This window comes from Celeribacter sp. (assembly GCF_048259695.1).
Lineage (GTDB): Bacteria > Pseudomonadota > Alphaproteobacteria > Rhodobacterales > Rhodobacteraceae > Celeribacter.
Window position 1 is genome coordinate 508,034 of the sequence record NZ_JBLXHL010000001.1, and the last position, 17,488, is coordinate 525,521.

Genomic DNA, 17,488 nt, shown 5'->3' on the forward strand with positions numbered 1-17,488 from the left:
TTTTGAGAGTATGCGATACAGATCAGGTGTTGAAGAGGAAGTGCATCACGTCGCCATCCTGAACGATATAGGATTTGCCCTCGGCACGCATTTTACCCGCATCTTTGGCGCCCGCTTCGCCCTTACAGGCGACATAGTCGTCATAGGCGATGGTTTCGGCGCGGATGAACCCCTTTTCAAAGTCGCCGTGAATGACACCTGCGGCGGCGGGGCCGGCGGTGCCTTTCGGGATCGTCCATGCGCGGGCCTCTTTGGGGCCAACCGTGAAATAGGTTTCGAGATGCAAAAGCTCGTAACCCGCACGGATCAGGCGGTCGAGACCGGCTTCTTCCAAACCCATTTCGCCCAGGAACATTTCGGCTTCCTCGGCGTCGAGTTGGGAAATTTCCTCTTCGATCTTGGCGGAGATGACAACCGCACCCGCGCCCTGATCGGCGGCCATTTTGGCCACGGCATCGGAATGCGCATTGCCGTTGGAGGCCTTATCTTCCTCGACGTTGCACACGTACAAGATCGGCTTTTGCGTCAACAGTTGCAGCATTTTCCACTGTTTCATGTCGTCGGCATCGACCACAACGGAACGGGCCGGTTGGTCATTTTCAAGCGCGGCTTGGGCGGCGGCCAAAAGCCGGTCCTGAACCGCGGCCTCTTTGTCGTTGCCTTTAAGTTTGCGCACGAGGTTGGCGCGGCGCTTCTCGATGCTTTCCAGATCGGCGAGCATCAATTCCATCTCGATGACCTGTGCATCGTCCACGGGATTGACGCGGCCCTCGACGTGGACCACATCGCCGTCCTCGAAACAGCGCACCACATGGGCGATGGCGTCGCACTCACGGATGTTGGCGAGGAACTGGTTGCCCAACCCTTCGCCTTTGGACGCGCCTTTGACCAGACCCGCGATGTCCACAAAGGTCATGCGCGTTGGGATGATCTGTTTGGACCCTGCGATCCCGGCCAGTTGGTCAAGGCGTGGATCCGGCACCGCGACCTCGCCCACATTCGGCTCGATCGTACAGAACGGAAAGTTCGCGGCCTGCGCGGCGGCGGTTTTGGTCAGTGCGTTGAAAAGCGTGGACTTGCCGACATTCGGAAGACCCACGATACCCATTTTGAAGCCCATATCGGCCTCCTTTGTCTACAAATTCCACGCGTGTCTAAGCCGCAATGGACCCTCGCGCAAGCCTAGCCCATTGCACTTGCGCGTAAGATCGGCGAAACCCGACGGGAAGTTTTCCAAGGGAGCGCCCAATGACCCGTATCGATGCCAAATTTGCTCAACTCAAAACCGAGGGCAAGAAAGCCTTTGTGGCCTATGTCATGGCCGGCGACCCCGATGAGGAAACGTCGCTCGAAATCGTCAAGGCGCTACCAGCGGCGGGTGTTGACATCATCGAACTTGGCCTGCCCTTTACCGACCCGATGGCGGACGGCGAAACGATCCAGTTGGCGGGCCAACGCGCCCTTGATCACGGAATGACCCTGACCAAAACCCTGGCCATTGCCAAGGCGTTTCGCGAAACCGACGACACCACCCCGCTTGTGCTGATGGGCTATTATAACCCGATCTACAGCCGTGGTGTGGATACGTTTCTGGTCGAGGCGAATGAGGCGGGTATTGACGGGTTGATCATCGTTGATCTGCCCCCAGAGGAAGACGACGAGTTGTGCATTCCGGCGCAGGCGGCGGGTCTGAACTTTATCCGGTTGGCCACGCCCACCACCGACGACAAGCGTCTGCCTAAGGTGTTGGAAAACACCTCCGGCTTTGTCTACTACGTGTCCGTGACGGGCGTGACGGGAGCGGCCGAAGCCTCAAGCACCGATGTGGCCCCCGAAGTGGCGCGGATCAAGGCACAGACCGACCTGCCCGTCATTGTCGGCTTTGGCGTCAACACACCCGAAAAAGCCCGGGAAATCGCGTCGATTGCGGACGGCACCGTGGTTGGCTCGGCCATCGTCAAACAGATCGCGGACGGTAAATCCGTGGCGGATGTGGCGGCCTTTGTCAAAACGCTATCCGACGGCGCACACCGCGCCTGACCCGACGAAAAACGCAATGCACAAAGGGGGCCGCACGGCTCCCTTTGTCGTTTTACAGCGGAGGTTTATCAGCGCGTTAGGGTCGTTTGAGGAAATGCGCGGCCCGCTCGATAGAGCGTAAGGACGGCGAATAGAACTGGCCGAAATGGTTGAACCCGTGATTGACGCCAGTGAACAGATCGTAGCTGTGATCAATCCCCGCCCCGGCGTAGAGTGCGGCAAGCCAACGGGTATCATCGGCCAGACAATCCAACTCGGCCTCACACATCCACGCGGGCGGCAACCCCGTGACATCAAGTGCGCCGAGATCCCCGTAGGGGGCCGTATCCGCGTCCTGCCCGTCGAGATACCATTCCCAACAGCGCTGCATCGCCTCGGTCGTCAGGCCAAATTCACCCCCACCGAACGCCGCATGTGACCGCGTGTCGAATTTGGCACGAAAACATCCGTACCACAGCAACAGCGCCGACACCGCTCCCTCCTGCCCCGTATCACGCAGCTTGGCCGCAACGGCCAAACTGAGGTTCGCACCCGCGCTATCGCCCGCCAACACCAGTTTGACATTGGGCCGCGCCGCACGGGTTTTCGCAACCAGATCCATCACGTGATCAAGCCCTGCGGGGTAAGGGTGTTCAGGAGCAAGCGGATAGTCGGGGCCTAGCACCTCGTGGCCCGTGAGGTACGCCAGATCGGTCATAACCGCACCGTGGGTGATGCTGTCGCAGTTCACCCACCCGCCACCGTGGACGTAGATAATCACACAGGAGCGATCAAGGCCCGCCTTTGGCGTGAACCGCCGCATCGCGCCCAATTCGGTCACCTCGACATCTGCGGCATGGCGCCCCACCAAACCGCGCCGCGCCTGTGTGGCGGCCTTGCGAAGTGCGGGCATCGCCGCTTTGCTCTCGTCGACAAAACGCGGTGTGGAAAAGCGGGCAGCAATTTCCAACAAGGCAGGATCGGTGCATTTGGCCATTGTGACCTCCAGTTTTGCGCCGACAATCCACCGTTGCGCACAAGGGCGCAAGAGGCAACAACCGCCCCTGCACGAACACCAATATGTCAGCTTTTTCTTGCGCGGGGGGCGCAATCACCATATTTCCACCCTTCAACGCAGATTTCGCGGGATGAAACCGGCATGATCCAGACACCATACTATTTGATCGACAAGGAACGGCTTTTGCCGAACCTGGAAAAAATTGCCCGTTTGCGCGACCGCTCGGGGGCCAAAGCCCTCTTGGCGCTCAAATGTTTTTCCACATGGCCCGTGTTCGATTTCATGCGTGACTACATGGACGGCACCACCTCCTCCTCGCTCTACGAATTACGCCTGGGGGCCGAGAAATTCGGCAAGGAAACCCACGCCTATTCTGTCGGATGGGCGGATGACGAGATCGACGACGCGGTGCGGTTTGCCGACAAGATCATCTTTAACTCGCTGGGCCAACTCGACCGCTTTTCTGCACAATCCGAGGGCATCGCCCGTGGGTTGCGCCTCAACCCGCGCTTTTCCACATCCGGCTTTGATCTGGCCGACCCTGCGCGGCCCTTTTCGCGTCTGGGCGAATGGGACATGGCGCGTCTGGAACAGGCCGAAGCGCGCATCAACGGCGTGATGATCCACTACAATTGCGAAAACAGCGACTTTGACCTGTTTTCGGCCCAACTCACACGGATCGAGAGCGAATTCGGTGCGTTTCTCAAGCGTCTCGACTGGGTCTCGCTTGGCGGCGGCATTCATTTCACCGGCGACGATTATCCGCTCGACAGCTTGGCCGACCGGCTCAAGGCCTTCTCGGACGCGATGGGCGTGCAGGTCTATCTGGAACCCGGGGAGGCGGCGATTACCCGCTCGACCACACTTGAAACCTCGGTGCTCGACATCATCGACAACGGCAAAAAGATCGCCGTCGTCGACAGCTCTATCGAGGCCCATATGCTCGATCTGTTGATCTACCGCGAAACCGCAAAGCTGCCCGCACAGGGAAGCCACAGCTACCAAATCGCGGGGAAAACCTGTTTGGCGGGCGACATTTTTGGCGAGGGCCAGTTCGACGCACCGCTCAAAATCGGGGACCGAGTCACGATCGAGGACGCCGCAGGCTACACGATGGTCAAAAAAAACTGGTTCAATGGCCTCAAGATGCCGGGAATCGCCATTCGTGAACTCGACGGAACGGTTCGACTTGCCCGCGATTTCGGGTATGAAGACTTTGTCGCGGCTCTCGGTTGAGCCGCATTTTCCATGTCCCAACCACAGGGGGTTCTAGACAGTTGAAACGGAACGTTCTCATCATCGGCGCAGGTGGCGTCGCTCAGGTCGTGGCGCATAAATGTGCGCAAAACAATGACGTGCTCGGCGATATCCATATCGCAAGCCGCACCCCGTCCAAATGCGACGACATCATCGCATCGGTCCACGCCAAAGGAGCGATGAAAGAGGACGGCGTTTTACGCGCGCACGCCGTTGACGCGAGCAAGTCCGACCACGTGGCGGCCCTCATCCGTGAGACAGGCGCGCAGATCGTGATCAATGTGGGCACCGCATTTGTGAACATGCATGTGCTTGAGGCCTGTATCGAGACGGGTGCGGCCTATATCGACACCGCCATTCACGAAGAGCCCAACAAAATCTGTGAGACGCCTCCGTGGTACGGCAACTACGAATGGCTGCGCCGTGACCGCTGCGCCGATAACGGCATCACCGCCATTTTGGGCGCGGGCTTTGATCCCGGTGTTGTGAATGCCTTTGCGCGATTTGCCATCGACACTTTCATGGACGAGGTGACCTCCATCGACATCGTCGACATCAACGCAGGCTCCCACGGCAAATATTTCGCCACCAACTTTGACCCCGAGATCAACTTTCGTGAATTCACGGGCGTGGTCTATTCGTGGCAAAACGGCGCGTGGCAAACCAACAAGATGTTCGAGGTTGGCCGCGAATGGGACATGCCCGTGGTCGGCCCGAGCAAGGCCTATATGTCGGGTCACGACGAGGTGCATTCGCTCTCGGCCAACTACCCTCAGGCCGATGTGCGGTTCTGGATGGGATTTGGCGACCACTACATCAATGTGTTCACCGTGCTGCAAAATCTCGGCCTTTTGTCCGAGCAGCCCGTGATCACCGCCGAAGGTCAGGAAGTCGTCCCGCTCAAAGTGGTCAAAGCCTGCCTGCCCGACCCCGCCTCTCTCGCGCCCGAATACACGGGGAAAACCTGTATCGGCGATTTGGTCAAAGGCACCAAGGATGGCCAAGACGTCGAGGTCTTTGTCTACAACGTCGCAGACCACAAAGTGGCCTATGAGGAAGTCGGCAGCCAAGGCATCAGCTATACCGCAGGTGTGCCCCCTGTTGCCGCCGCCCTGCTCGTGGCCACAGGCGAATGGGACGCAAAGACGATGGTGAACGTCGAGGAGTTGGACCCCAAACCCTTCTTCACCCTTCTGGACCGCATGGGCCTGCCCACCCGCGTACAAATCGGTGGATTGGGCGGAGCCGACAAAGCGTGGAACGCATAGGCTCGACCCTTTTATCACGACAATGCAAAGACCCGCCCAGGTGCCCCGGTGGCGGGTCTTTTGATGAGCAGACCGGCATTAATTGTATCGAAACCGGAATCGCGCACTGTTTAGGAGCGATCAAGCGTCACTGAAGTGCCGCACGGAACGTCAGTGAATAGATCGGGACCAAATGCCCAAGCGCACAGCACTTAAAAGGTCAAAACACGCCCTGACACGAGCCATCATGGCTTGGACAGGCCTGTTGTGGCTCGGGCTATCGTTGTGCGTCGGTCAGGCCCACGCACGGGACGGGTATGAGGGGCACGTCATCCTTGTCGCCCACCAAGGACCGCTTGCCCACCGGTTGGTGCGCAGCGTCTGCCTTGCGCATCTCGACGTGAACCCCGAGGCAAATCGCGCCATTGCAACCCAGACACGCGGTGCAATGCAACATGCCTTTTCCACCCTTAAAAATGGTGACCCCGAAACAGGTTTAGCGGCCATAACCGATGGAACCATCACAACACAATTGTCCGCCGTCGAAATGGTATTCAAAGGCCTTTTGAAAAAGGTCGATCCCTTTCTGGCCGGAGACGCACTCAGCGACAAAGATATTTTAAAACTGACATTCAAGTCCGAAAGCCTAACGAAATACTGGCGCAGTATTTTCCATTCTCTGGAGTTGAAAACGACCGTGAATGCCACCGCGGATCGCGTGGCCGTGGCGCGAAAGCTCTCGTTCGCGGGGGAACAGAACCTGTGGCTACAGCAGGCCGGAAAAGAGGCGTGCTTGAGTATCGTTGCCGGCGGTGGCGAGGCCGCGTCAAAACAGATCACCAACCTACAAAATGCTGTTTTGGAGCTTCAGGCCAATATATTCGCCATCACCTTTGGCGATCAATCACGCGAGATCGCCCCGCCACCGAACGACGCGATCGGACAGACCATGTTTTCGATCTGGCAGGATTGGGTGGCCCTTGAAAGTCTGTTCGACGTCATTGCGCACCAAACCGTCGAACGGGCGGATCTAAGCGACCTGTCGCTCTCAATCGAGTTTTTGTCCCAAAGTTTTGATGAGGTTCTGACGCAATACGATGCCCTGTAAAACGGGGATGTTGCAAAACACCCCCGCCACACTCGCGTTAGCCCAACGTCACATCCAGGAACATCATCATAATCAGCCCCACCAACAGCCCCGTTGTGGCGTAGTTCTGGTAGCCCTTGCGATGGGTTTCGGGGATGATTTCGTGGCTGATGATATAGAGCATCGCCCCAGCTGCAAACGTCAGGCCCCACGGCAGGACATGTTGCGACACATGGATCAACGCAACGCCCAACGCCCCGCCAACCGGCTCGACCAATCCGGTCAGAAGTGCAATGAAAAAGGCGCTCTTTTTCGAATACCCCTGCCCGCGCAGCGCGACGGCAACCGCGAGCCCTTCGGGGGCGTTTTGCAGGCCAATGCCCGTGGCGAGGCTGAGACCATTGGCAACATTTCCTCCGCCGAACCCGATCCCGACGGCCATGCCTTCGGGAAAGTTATGGATGGTAATCGCAATGACAAACAGCCAGATTTTTGACAAGGCTCCGGGGTCGGCGCCATCGGGGCCGACGATAAAGTGTTCATGCGGGAGCGTTTCGTTAAGCACCGCCACAAGGATCGCCCCAAGGGCAATCCCGCCCGCAGCGATAGCGGCTGAAATCCACACAACCCCGTAAAGGTCGTCCGCCGCGTCCAAACCCGGCACGATAAGCGAAAAATACGAGGCGGAAATCATCACCCCCGCCGCGAACCCGAGCATGGTGTCGTTGGCCCGTTGCGACATCGTTTTTCCGAACAAAACAGGGATCGCACCGACACCCGTCATCAAACCGGCCCCGAGGGACGCCAAAATTCCGAGCCAGATCACGCTCATTCTATCGCTCACACTTCGATTGTTAGATTTGTTACCGCCAACAGGTAATCTTTTTGAGAATGATTTGCAACTAGCTTTCTTTGCGCTTGGATTTCACGCGCAAAAGTGCAAATTGGTCGGCAATCCAAACCAATTCGAGGGATAGGGGAACGGTATGCCCGTCATTACGAACATCAACGACCTCAAGCGGCTGCACAAAAAACGCACGCCGAAAATGTTTTACGACTACTGCGAAAGTGGTGCGTGGACAGAGCAAACATTCCGCGAAAACGTCACTGATTTTGAAAAAATCCGCCTGCGCCAACGCATCGCTGTGAATATGGAGGGGCGCACAACCGCCACCCGGATGATCGGTCAGGATGTCACAATGCCCGTGGCCCTCGCCCCTGTCGGGTTGACGGGGATGCAACGCGCCGATGGCGAGATTAAAGCGGCGAAAGCCGCAGCAAAATTCGGCGTGCCGTTCACCCTGTCCACCATGTCGATCTGTTCGATTGAGGACGTAGCCGAAAACACGGACAAACCGTTCTGGTTTCAGGTCTACACCCTCAAGGACGACGATTTCATGCGCCGCCTGCTTGATCGCGCAAAGGCCGCGAATTGCTCCGCGCTTGTCATCACCGTCGACCTTCAAATCATGGGCCAACGTCACAAAGACCTCAAAAACGGCTTGTCCGCCCCGCCCAAGCTGACCGTGAAATCCATCGCCAACATGATGACCAAGGCGCAGTGGGGTCTGGAAATGCTCGGCACCAAACGGCGGTTCTTTGGCAATATTGTCGGCCACGCCAAAGGCGTCACCGACCCCTCGTCGCTGTCCTCATGGACCGCAGAGGCCTTTGACCCCGCCCTTGATTGGGACCGTATCGCGCAGCTGCGCAAAATGTGGGACGGCAAGGTCATCCTGAAAGGCATCCTTGATGTCGAGGACGCCAAAAAGGCCGCCGAAGTTGGCGCGGACGCCATCATCGTCTCCAACCACGGCGGGCGACAGCTTGACGGTGCGCTAAGCTCCATCCGGATGCTGGAACAGATCATCGACGCCGTTGGCGACAAAATCGAAGTCCACATCGACAGCGGCATCCGCTCCGGCCAGGACGTACTCAAAGCCGTCGCAATGGGTGCCAAAGGCACCATGATAGGCCGCGCCTATGTCTATGGATTGGGGGCAATGGGCGAAGCGGGCGTGACCAAGGCGCTCGAGGTGATCCATAAAGAGTTGGACACCTCAATGGCGCTATGCGGGCGACGCGACATCAACGAGGTGGACCGTGACATCCTCTTGGTTCCCGAAGATTTCGCGGGCCGTTGGGCCTAAGTCACCCCCCGTAAAACCGCATCAACGCCCGCCACACATTGCTATGGCGGGCGTTTTTCGTCCGCCTTACACCGATTGGCGGCGGTGGTTATGGATGACCATAACAGCGGGAATAATGACCGCCACCATCATGGCCACGCATACGAATGCGATCCGCAGGCCAAAGCCCTCGGACACCAGACCGATAAGCGATGGCCCGATAAAAAAGCCCGCAAAGCCAAACAACCAGGCCCGCGAAATCGCAAGGGCGCGATGTTGACGATGGACCAGTTTCCCAAGCAGGGAATTTGCAGTCGGCACAATAACGGCCATGCCCACGGCGGTCACGGCGATCCCGAACAACACCACCGCCTGATTGGGGGCGGCGGCAATAACCAACGCGCCGACAACACCGAAAACACCCGACCAGAACACCACACGCTCTTCGCCAAGGCGCTCTGTCGTCACCTGTCCGAGCAATCGAACCGCCGCCATAACAAGCCCGAGTGTCGTCGGGCCAAAGCCCCCATCCCCCGGGGCGCCCCCCAATTCGCGCTCGATGAACAAAGCCGACCATGCCTCGATCGCGTTTTCACCGACAAATGACACGAACAGCATGACCGCGACGAGCCCGACAAGAAGCCACGGCAACTGCCCCGGTGCCGGGGTGCCAACCGGATCATCCTCGACGGGGCGCCACGATTTCCCCTCCCACGTCGGCATCCCCAAAAGTAACACGACACCCCCCATCACCGGAAGCACATCGCTCACCCCCCACCCTGATTGGCGCAGGCTCGCGACCACAAACGCAGACACGCCAAAACACAGCGAAAACATCGCATGATTGACGTTCATAAGGTGAAGCCCATGGCGCTCCTCGAGTTGCGACAGGCGCATATTGGCATTGATGTCGAGGCCGGACATCGAGATCCCGAGCAACATCATCACTGGAAACAGCGCATAGACAGAATGCACAAACATCGGCAATTGCATCACGAAAACCAGAACCAGAATGAAGAACGGCAAAGTGAACCGCCCTAACGCCTGCGCGACACGTGGCCCCGCATACATGATGGCCATACCGCCGACCGCAGCCCCCATGAGGGCAAGCCCGAAAGCGCCGTCAGATGCGCCTGCCTGAGCCTTGATTTCCGGAGCCATCGCCGCGAATGCCCCCCAATACGCTCCGATAGCACCAAGACCTGCGAACGGCGCGCGTGACACGCGGACGGCGTTAATAATCGACATATGAACTCTCCCTGAGCGCTTTTATGGCGAGCCCGTCCGATGCGGGTCAAAGCGCTTTGACCAAAACGCTACTGATGAAATCAGCCCCAAGCAACACCCATTTTTGCACCCCCCGCTACGGGACAAAAAAACAGGGCTTCCAATCAACGGGATTCTCGCCTATACGCGCGACTTCACGCGGGTCTACAGCCTTGGAGGAGGCCCGCCCTAAAACATTGGAGATTTATTATGGCTGGTGAGATTCCTGATCTTATTGCCGCTGAACGTACGGGGACAGGCAAGGGCGCCGCTCGTCAGGCGCGTCGCGAAGGCTTTGTTCCGGGTATTGTTTACGGTGGCGACAACGATCCGCTTCCGATCAACATTCCGTTCAACGTGCTGCTCAAGCGCCTCAAAGCAGGCCGCTTCTTGTCCACACTGTTCAACCTGAAGGTCGAAGGCCAAGAGGACGTTCGCGTCATCTGCCGCGGCGTTCAGCGCGATGTTGTCAAAGACTTGCCCACGCACGTCGATTTCATGCGCCTCAAGCGCACCTCGCGCGTCAACCTGTTCATTCACGTTCAGATTGAAGGCGAAGACGTCGCACCCGGCATCAAAAAAGGTGGCGTTATCACGCACATCCGCACTGAAGTCGAATTGATGGTGACGGCGGGCGATATCCCCGATCACATCACACTCGACGTTTCCAACGGCGAAATCGGCGATGTTTACCACATCTCCGACATCAAACTGCCCGAGGGTGCGCGCACCGTGATCGACCGCGATTTCGTGATTGCAAACATCGCCGCCCCTGCCGGTCTCGGCAGCAGCTCGGGCGATGATGACGACGCAGACGTTGCAGAAGACGCCGCAGAGGAATAATCCTCCGCCAGACGGCTTTGCACGATTTGAAACGCGGGGGCGAAAGCTCTCGCGTTTTTCGTTACCGGACTGCCGCTCCCGCGCCTTTGGCGGTGAAAAGGCCCGACTTCGCATTGACGCCGCGCGCGTTTCGAAATTTACTCGCCCCTCACATATGGCGCCCCCCTCACCTCACGACCCAAAGGAACCATCAGATGCGTATGTTCGTCGGCCTCGGCAACCCCGGTGGGAAATACGCGGGAAACCGTCACAATATCGGCTTTATGGCGGTCGAACGTATCGCCGAGGACCACGGGTTTGCACCGTGGCGTGGCAAGTTTCAGGGCAAAGTGTCCGAGGGCGTCCTGGGCCGTGAAAAGGTGATCCTGCTCAAACCTGACACCTTTATGAACCTCAGTGGTCAATCCGTGGGCGAGGCCATGCGGTTTTACAAACTCACCCCCGCCGACGTTGTGGTGTTTCACGACGAATTGGACCTTGCCCCCGGCAAAGTGCGCGTCAAAACGGGCGGCGGCCACGCGGGCCACAACGGGCTGCGCTCCATTCACCAACACATCGGCGCGGACTATGATCGCGTGCGCATGGGCATCGGCCACCCCGGTCACAAGGACCGTGTGGCGGGCTATGTTCTGTCTGATTTTGCCAAGGCCGAACTCGGGTGGCTCGACGATGTGATCCGTGGATGTTCTGACGGCGCACCCGAACTGGCGGTGGGCGATGGCGGTAAATTTTCCAACGCGGTGGCGTTACGTGTGGCCCCCCCGCGCCCATCGACGGGCAAAAAGCCCCCCGCAGACGCCAAGGCCATCAAAGCGGACACAGCCCCATCCGATGACACCCGTAGCCCGTTTGAAAAGCTGCGCGACAAATTCAAACCCTAAAGCCCGCTCCGCATTACGATCCGTACGCGGCACAGGGCATCCTGCCTGATCCAAAGATGCAAAAAGCCCCGCAATCGCGGGGCTTTTGTCAAAATAGAACCGTTATTCGGCGTCTCGCCCCTCATCTCCGGCGATATCAAACCCGAGGTGACGGGCCACGGCAAAGATATCCTTATCGCCACGCCCGCACATGTTCATCACGAGGATATGATCCTTGGGCAGGGTCGGCGCGATTTTCATCACATGGGCAAGAGCGTGGGACGGTTCCAACGCGGGGATAATCCCCTCGGTACGACACGAGAACTGGAACGCCTCAAGCGCCTCTTTGTCGGTGATCGAGACATATTTTGCGCGCCCCGTATCGTTAAGCCACGCGTGCTCGGGGCCAATTCCGGGGTAATCAAGACCCGCCGAGATCGAGAACCCTTCGAGGATTTGGCCGTCATCATCTTGCAGCAAATAGGTGCGGTTCCCGTGGAGCACACCGGGGCGCCCACCCGTAAGCGAGGCACAGTGCTCCATCTTTTGATCGACACCCTTGCCGCCCGCCTCAACGCCGATGATATTGACACTTTCATCATCAAGGAACGGATGGAACAGACCCATCGCGTTAGACCCGCCGCCAATGGCCGCAATCAACGTATCGGGCAAACGCCCCTCGCCCTCCTGTTCGGGCAGCTGCCACCGGACTTCCTTGCCGATGATCGACTGGAAATCGCGAACCATCGCAGGATAGGGGTGCGGGCCGGCGACCGTACCGATGCAATAGAACGTGTCGCGCACATTGGTCACCCAATCCCGCAGCGCATCGTTCATCGCATCTTTAAGCGTGCCGCGACCGGACGTGACAGGGACGACCTCGGCCCCCAAAAGACGCATCCGGAACACGTTCGGACGTTGGCGCTCCACATCATGCGCGCCCATATAAACCACGCATTTCAGACCGAATTTGGCACAGACCGTTGCGGTCGCCACACCGTGCTGACCCGCACCCGTTTCGGCGATGATGCGGGTTTTGCCCATGCGCCGCGCCAGAATGATCTGGCCAAGCACGTTGTTGATCTTATGCGCACCCGTGTGGTTGAGCTCGTCACGCTTGAGGTAAATCTTTGCGCCCCCCAACTCTTCGGTCATCTTTTGCGCAAAGTAGAGCGGGCTCGGGCGTCCGACATAGTGTTTCCACAGGTCGTTCATTTCCGCCCAGAAATCCGGATCATCCTTGGCCTTGTTGTACTCCTCTTCGAGCGAGAGGATCAGCGGCATCAGTGTCTCCGAGACAAAGCGCCCGCCATAGTTACCAAAGCGGCCTTTTTCGTCAGGGCCGTTCATGAAGGAGTTGAAAAGATCGTTCATTGCGATGCTCCAATCTGGGGTCCATTGGGATGTAGCTCACGCGGGTCATGCGGTAAAGCGCATGGCGCACCTTTGGGGCTGAAACTCGCGCGGCGCGGCTTATGCGGCGCGGATCGCGGCGATAAAGGCGTGAATTTTGGCAGGGTCTTTGATCCCCGGAGCGCGTTCCACGCCCGATGACACATCGACCTGTTTCGCACCGGTCATCTGACACGCCAATGCGACGTTATCGGGTGTCAAACCACCCGCGAGCATCCACGGCGCATTCCATCCGCGTTTTGAAATCAAACGCCAGTCAAACGCCAATCCGTTACCCCCCGGCAGATCCGCCCCTTTGGGCGCTTTGGCATCCACCAACACTTGGTCCGCGACCATGCCATAGGCATTGAGCGCCTGAAGGTCGGCAGGGCCAGAGACGCCCACGGCCTTCATCACGGGCAAGCCGAAGCGCGTGCGCACCTCGGTGACGCGCTCGAGGCTTTCCTTACCGTGCAACTGGATCATGTCGACGGGGACGTCGCCCGTGATCCGTTCAAGCTCCGCATCCGTGGGGTCGACAACCAACGCGACCTTGGCCACCCCGACAGGCACATCAAGCGCCAACCTGCGGGCGGTGGCGACATCGACATTGCGGGGGCTTTTGGGAAAGAACACAAACCCGAGGTACCCTGCCCCCGCCTCAACGGAGGCCGCGACGGCATCGGGCGTGTTGAGCCCGCAAATCTTGACCCGGGTGTCCATGTGTCCAGATTAGCCTTCGAGCAGGGCGAGCACTTCGTCACCCTCGGTCTTGGCCTTTGCGGTTTTCAGCTTGGACACCTCACGCGCAAGGCGCTCTTTGGCCAAACGGTTATCGCGTGCGGCGGCGCGATGTTTGCCTTCGCGCATCCATTCCCAAAAGAACCCGATCAAAAGGCCCGCGACAACCGCCGCAAAGATCACAGAGAACAGCGGAACAGTGATGGCATAGCCAACCCCGACCAGTTGCGCCAATTCGGCAGGAAGCAGGTTAAGCGTGACCATGCTCCGATTGGCCAAAGCCAATGTGATCAGGGCCACGGCAATCGCGGCGAGAAAAGCGTATCGGATGTAGCGCATTGTGCGCTCCTTTTATTCGTCGTTCAGGCGGTCGCGCAGCAGCTTTCCGGTCTTGAAGAACGGGACGTGTTTTTCCTCGACAGGGACACTTTCACCTGTGCGCGGGTTGCGGCCCATTCTGGCATCACGTTGCTTGACGGAAAAGGCGCCAAATCCGCGCAGCTCCACACGGTCGCCATTGGCCATTGCCTCGATCACTTCTTCGAAGATCGTGTTCACGATCCGCTCAACATCTCTCTGATAAAGATGCGGGTTTTCATCCGCGATCTTCTGGATCAATTCAGACCGGATCATATCGTCTCCCCTTCGTCGTGTTTGCGCCGACCGTATCGGCATGCGAGCATGCATCGACTATAGGATGGGGATTTCAATCGGGGAATAGTCTCCCATGCACGAAATCAATTTTTTTCGGCCTAATCCTCTGACAAACGGTCAAAATTTCACGCATTTAGTCAGATATCCGACCATTGGATACCCCGCGACCCGCGCCGCGCCGCGGCAAGCCACGTACGATTCGGGATCGCGACAGACGAAAACGGCCCCGCTGATGCGAGGCCGTTTCCAATCATCGAACGTATAAGCGCGTGGCTTACTCGTTGCCGCCTTTGAGAGCGCCGCTGAGAATATCGCCGAGTGTCGCGCCGGAGTCAGAGGACCCGAACTGTTCGACGGCTTCTTTCTCTTCTGCGATTTCACGTGCTTTGATGGACAGACCCAAACGACGGGTTTTCTGGTCCACATTGGTCACGCGCACATCGAGCTTGTCACCGATCTGGAAGCGCTCAGGGCGCTGCTCTGCACGGTCACGCGACAGGTCGGAGCGACGGATGAAGGATTTCGCACCTTCATACTCGACCTCGATGCCGCCCTCTTCGATGGCAGTTACGGCAACGGTCACGATCGAACCGCGCTTAACGCCTTCGACTGCGCCGGAGAAGCTGTCATCCAAAGCTTTGATCGAGAGGGAGATACGCTCTTTCTCGACGTCGACTTCGGTGACAACGGCCTTAACAACGTCGCCTTTGACGTAGTTCTGGATCGCGTCTTCGCCACGGTCTTCCCATGACAGGTCGGAGAGGTGAACCATGCCGTCGATCTCGCCTTCGAGGCCAACAAACAGACCGAATTCGGTGATGTTTTTGACTTCGCCTTCGACCTGCGTGCCCTCGGGATGTGTTTCCGCGAAAACTTCCCATGGGTTGCGCATGGTCTGCTTGAGACCCAAGGAAACGCGGCGCTTGGCGCTGTCGATTTCCAGAACCATGACTTCCACTTCTTGCGAGGTAGACACGATTTTGCCGGGGTGTACGTTTTTCTTGGTCCAGGACATCTCGGACACGTGCACGAGACCCTCAACACCAGGCTCGAGCTCAACAAATGCACCGTAGTCGGTGATGTTGGTCACGCGACCTGTGTGTGTTGTTTCGAGCGCGTATTTCGCCTCGACAGCATCCCATGGATCGTCCTGCAGCTGTTTCATGCCGAGGGAGATACGGTGGGTCTCTTTGTTGATTTTGATCACCTGAACGTTGATCGTCTCACCGATTGTGAGGATCTCGGAGGGGTGGTTTACGCGACGCCATGCCATGTCTGTGACGTGGAGCAGGCCGTCAACGCCGCCGAGGTCAACAAACGCACCGTATTCGGTGATGTTCTTGACGACGCCTTCGACTGCCTGACCTTCGGTGAGGTTGCCGATGACTTCAGCGCGCTGTTCGGCACGGGACTCTTCGAGGATTGCGCGACGCGAGACAACGATGTTGCCACGGCGACGGTCCATCTTGAGGATCTGGAACGGCTGCTTGAGACCCATAAGCGGGCCGGCATCGCGCACGGGGCGCACGTCAACCTGACTGCCGGGCAAGAAGGCAACGGCGCCGCCGAGATCAACCGTAAAGCCGCCTTTGACGCGACCGAAGATGGCACCTTCAACACGCTCTTCAGCGGCGTAGGCTTTCTCCAGACGGTCCCAAGCTTCTTCACGACGGGCTTTGTCACGCGAAATGACAGCTTCGCCACGGGCGTTCTCGACACGGTCGAGGAACACTTCAACTTCGTCGCCAACAGCAACAGAAGGAGCTTCACCGGGGTTTGCGAATTCTTTGAGGTCGACGCGACCTTCCATTTTGTAGCCTACGTCGATGATGGCCTGACCTGCTTCAATAGCAAGCACCTTGCCGCGGACAACGGAACCCTCTTCGGGCGTGTCAATTTCAAAGCTTTCTGCGAGAAGAGCTTCGAAGTCTTCCATAGATACGTTCTGAGCCATGTGGTCTCAATTTCCTTTTCAAACGTTATTCGGGCCTTGCGGTTGTCTCCGCAGGTCTTAGTTTCATTGCGTCTTTGGCCGCTTCAAAAGCGCCGCGCGACAGGGTGAAAAACACAAATAATAAGGACCAGAGGCGTGCCTCGGTCCCTACTCACCCATGCCAACGACTCTTAACGGTCCTTAGACAATCGCGCATATAGGCGAAAACGGCATTCGTGGCAAGGCAATGCGCCCGTTTGGGGCGGGTTATCGGATATCATGCCCAAACGGGAGTTTCGGTTTCGGACAACATCGGACAACCACGCAGTGTGATCCTTAGTCGAGGTGCTCGAACAGCACATCGTGCGGCTTGCGGACCTTTTTCATACCTTGCAACCAGTCGCCCTCTTCGGCGCGGGTACCGAGCGGCAATAGCGTCAGCGATGTCAGCCCCTGCGCCTTGAGGCCAAGGATCTCGTCCACAGCGGCGGGGTCGAACCCCTCCATCGGCGTGCTATCGACGCCCAGTTCCGCCGCAGCCGCCAAAGCAAAGCCAAGCGCGATGTAGGCCTGACGCGCGGCATGTTCGGAATTGGTGCGCGCATCACGGGGCAAATAGCCCGCTTTGAGGTTGTCGTAATAGGCGTCGAGTGCCTCACGCGTTCCGGGGCGTTCCTCGGCGTGCTGCGCCACAACGGCCTCAACGCGCTCTTCGGTGTAGTTGTCCCATGCCGCGAAAACCAACAGGTGCGAGCCATCGGTGATCTGCGCCTGATCCCATGCCACAGGGCGGATTTTGGCGCGAATGTCCGGATTGGTAATCACGAACACTTTGAACGGCTGCAATCCCGACGATGTCGGAGCCATCTGGATCGCCTTGAGAATCCGGGCAACGTTTTCTTCGGAAACGGGTTTGCTCGCGTCCATTTTTTTGACCGCATAGCGCCAGTCGAGTTTGTCCATAAACATGGGAGTATCCTTTGTTGATCTGACACCTCATATGGATGCAAATCACACGGGCGCAAGGTGCCTCGAAAAGCGG

17 protein-coding genes are annotated in these 17,488 nt (G+C 58.2%); 7 read left to right on the top strand and 10 right to left on the bottom strand.

Annotated elements, in window-relative coordinates; translation table 11 throughout:
- Positions 1-22: 22 nt before the first annotated feature.
- Positions 23-1,120, bottom strand: a complete 1,098-nt coding sequence (gene ychF, locus ACN0Q0_RS02435; RefSeq protein ID WP_417241756.1) for a redox-regulated ATPase YchF — start codon at positions 1,118-1,120, stop codon at positions 23-25.
- Positions 1,121-1,248: 128 nt separating this feature from the next.
- Between ychF and trpA the strand changes: the two genes are divergently transcribed.
- Positions 1,249-2,040 carry a tryptophan synthase subunit alpha gene (gene trpA / locus ACN0Q0_RS02440; protein WP_417241757.1) on the top strand — a complete coding sequence of 264 codons (792 nt, stop codon included), beginning with the start codon at positions 1,249-1,251 and terminating at the stop codon, positions 2,038-2,040.
- A gap of 76 nt (positions 2,041-2,116) precedes the next feature.
- Here the strand turns inward: trpA and ACN0Q0_RS02445 are convergent, their stop codons facing one another.
- Positions 2,117-3,016 carry an alpha/beta hydrolase fold domain-containing protein gene (locus tag ACN0Q0_RS02445; protein ID WP_417241758.1) on the bottom strand — a complete coding sequence of 300 codons (900 nt, stop codon included), beginning with the start codon at positions 3,014-3,016 and terminating at the stop codon, positions 2,117-2,119.
- Between the two features lie 162 nt (positions 3,017-3,178).
- On the opposite strand from ACN0Q0_RS02445, the gene ACN0Q0_RS02450 reads away from it, so the two are divergent.
- The 3 genes from ACN0Q0_RS02450 to ACN0Q0_RS02460 all read left to right on the top strand — a co-directional run bounded on the left by ACN0Q0_RS02450 (position 3,179) and on the right by ACN0Q0_RS02460 (position 6,649).
- Entirely contained in the window at positions 3,179-4,273 is a 1,095-nt protein-coding gene (locus tag ACN0Q0_RS02450) for a carboxynorspermidine decarboxylase (protein ID WP_417241759.1), read from the top strand.
- A gap of 41 nt (positions 4,274-4,314) precedes the next feature.
- Positions 4,315-5,562: a saccharopine dehydrogenase NADP-binding domain-containing protein gene (locus ACN0Q0_RS02455; protein ID WP_417241760.1), complete on the top strand. Its 1,248-nt coding sequence runs from the start codon at positions 4,315-4,317 to the stop codon at positions 5,560-5,562.
- A gap of 226 nt (positions 5,563-5,788) precedes the next feature.
- The gene (locus tag ACN0Q0_RS02460) at positions 5,789-6,649 is read left to right on the top strand and encodes a hypothetical protein (protein ID WP_417241761.1); all 861 of its coding nucleotides are present in this window, start codon (positions 5,789-5,791) and stop codon (positions 6,647-6,649) included.
- Between the two features lie 37 nt (positions 6,650-6,686).
- Here the strand turns inward: ACN0Q0_RS02460 and ACN0Q0_RS02465 are convergent, their stop codons facing one another.
- Positions 6,687-7,460, bottom strand: a complete 774-nt coding sequence (locus tag ACN0Q0_RS02465) for a ZIP family metal transporter (protein WP_417241762.1) — start codon at positions 7,458-7,460, stop codon at positions 6,687-6,689.
- Positions 7,461-7,614: 154 nt separating this feature from the next.
- Here ACN0Q0_RS02465 and ACN0Q0_RS02470 point away from each other — a divergent pair, with 154 nt between their 5' ends.
- Positions 7,615-8,778, top strand: a complete 1,164-nt coding sequence (locus ACN0Q0_RS02470; RefSeq protein WP_417241763.1) for an alpha-hydroxy acid oxidase — start codon at positions 7,615-7,617, stop codon at positions 8,776-8,778.
- 66 nt (positions 8,779-8,844) lie between these two features.
- Here ACN0Q0_RS02470 and ACN0Q0_RS02475 read toward each other — a convergent pair whose 3' ends face one another.
- The gene (locus ACN0Q0_RS02475) at positions 8,845-10,005 is read right to left on the bottom strand and encodes an MFS transporter (protein WP_417241764.1); all 1,161 of its coding nucleotides are present in this window, start codon (positions 10,003-10,005) and stop codon (positions 8,845-8,847) included.
- Between the two features lie 228 nt (positions 10,006-10,233).
- Between ACN0Q0_RS02475 and ACN0Q0_RS02480 the strand changes: the two genes are divergently transcribed.
- Together ACN0Q0_RS02480 and pth are read left to right on the top strand one after the other, a co-directional pair.
- Positions 10,234-10,866 carry a 50S ribosomal protein L25/general stress protein Ctc gene (locus ACN0Q0_RS02480; protein WP_417241765.1) on the top strand — a complete coding sequence of 211 codons (633 nt, stop codon included), beginning with the start codon at positions 10,234-10,236 and terminating at the stop codon, positions 10,864-10,866.
- 194 nt (positions 10,867-11,060) lie between these two features.
- Positions 11,061-11,747 (top strand): aminoacyl-tRNA hydrolase, encoded by a 687-nt coding sequence (gene pth, locus ACN0Q0_RS02485; RefSeq protein ID WP_417241766.1) that lies wholly within the window; start codon positions 11,061-11,063, stop codon positions 11,745-11,747.
- Positions 11,748-11,849: 102 nt separating this feature from the next.
- Here the strand turns inward: pth and trpB are convergent, their stop codons facing one another.
- The 6 genes from trpB to ACN0Q0_RS02515 form a co-directional block, all read right to left on the bottom strand.
- Entirely contained in the window at positions 11,850-13,100 is a 1,251-nt protein-coding gene (gene trpB / locus ACN0Q0_RS02490) for a tryptophan synthase subunit beta (protein WP_417241767.1), read from the bottom strand.
- 99 nt (positions 13,101-13,199) lie between these two features.
- Positions 13,200-13,841 (bottom strand): phosphoribosylanthranilate isomerase, encoded by a 642-nt coding sequence (locus ACN0Q0_RS02495; RefSeq protein WP_417241768.1) that lies wholly within the window; start codon positions 13,839-13,841, stop codon positions 13,200-13,202.
- A gap of 9 nt (positions 13,842-13,850) precedes the next feature.
- Entirely contained in the window at positions 13,851-14,198 is a 348-nt protein-coding gene (locus tag ACN0Q0_RS02500; RefSeq protein ID WP_417241769.1) for a DUF1049 domain-containing protein, read from the bottom strand.
- A 12-nt stretch (positions 14,199-14,210) separates the two neighbouring features.
- Positions 14,211-14,492: an integration host factor subunit beta gene (gene ihfB, locus ACN0Q0_RS02505; protein WP_417241770.1), complete on the bottom strand. Its 282-nt coding sequence runs from the start codon at positions 14,490-14,492 to the stop codon at positions 14,211-14,213.
- Positions 14,493-14,787: 295 nt separating this feature from the next.
- Complete coding sequence (gene rpsA / locus ACN0Q0_RS02510; protein WP_417241771.1) at positions 14,788-16,467, bottom strand: 30S ribosomal protein S1; 1,680 nt, start codon at positions 16,465-16,467, stop codon at positions 14,788-14,790.
- Positions 16,468-16,782: 315 nt separating this feature from the next.
- A complete protein-coding gene (locus ACN0Q0_RS02515) occupies positions 16,783-17,415 on the bottom strand; it encodes a nitroreductase family protein (protein WP_417241772.1) in 633 nt (210 codons plus the stop codon).
- Between the last annotated feature and the right edge of the window lie 73 nt (positions 17,416-17,488).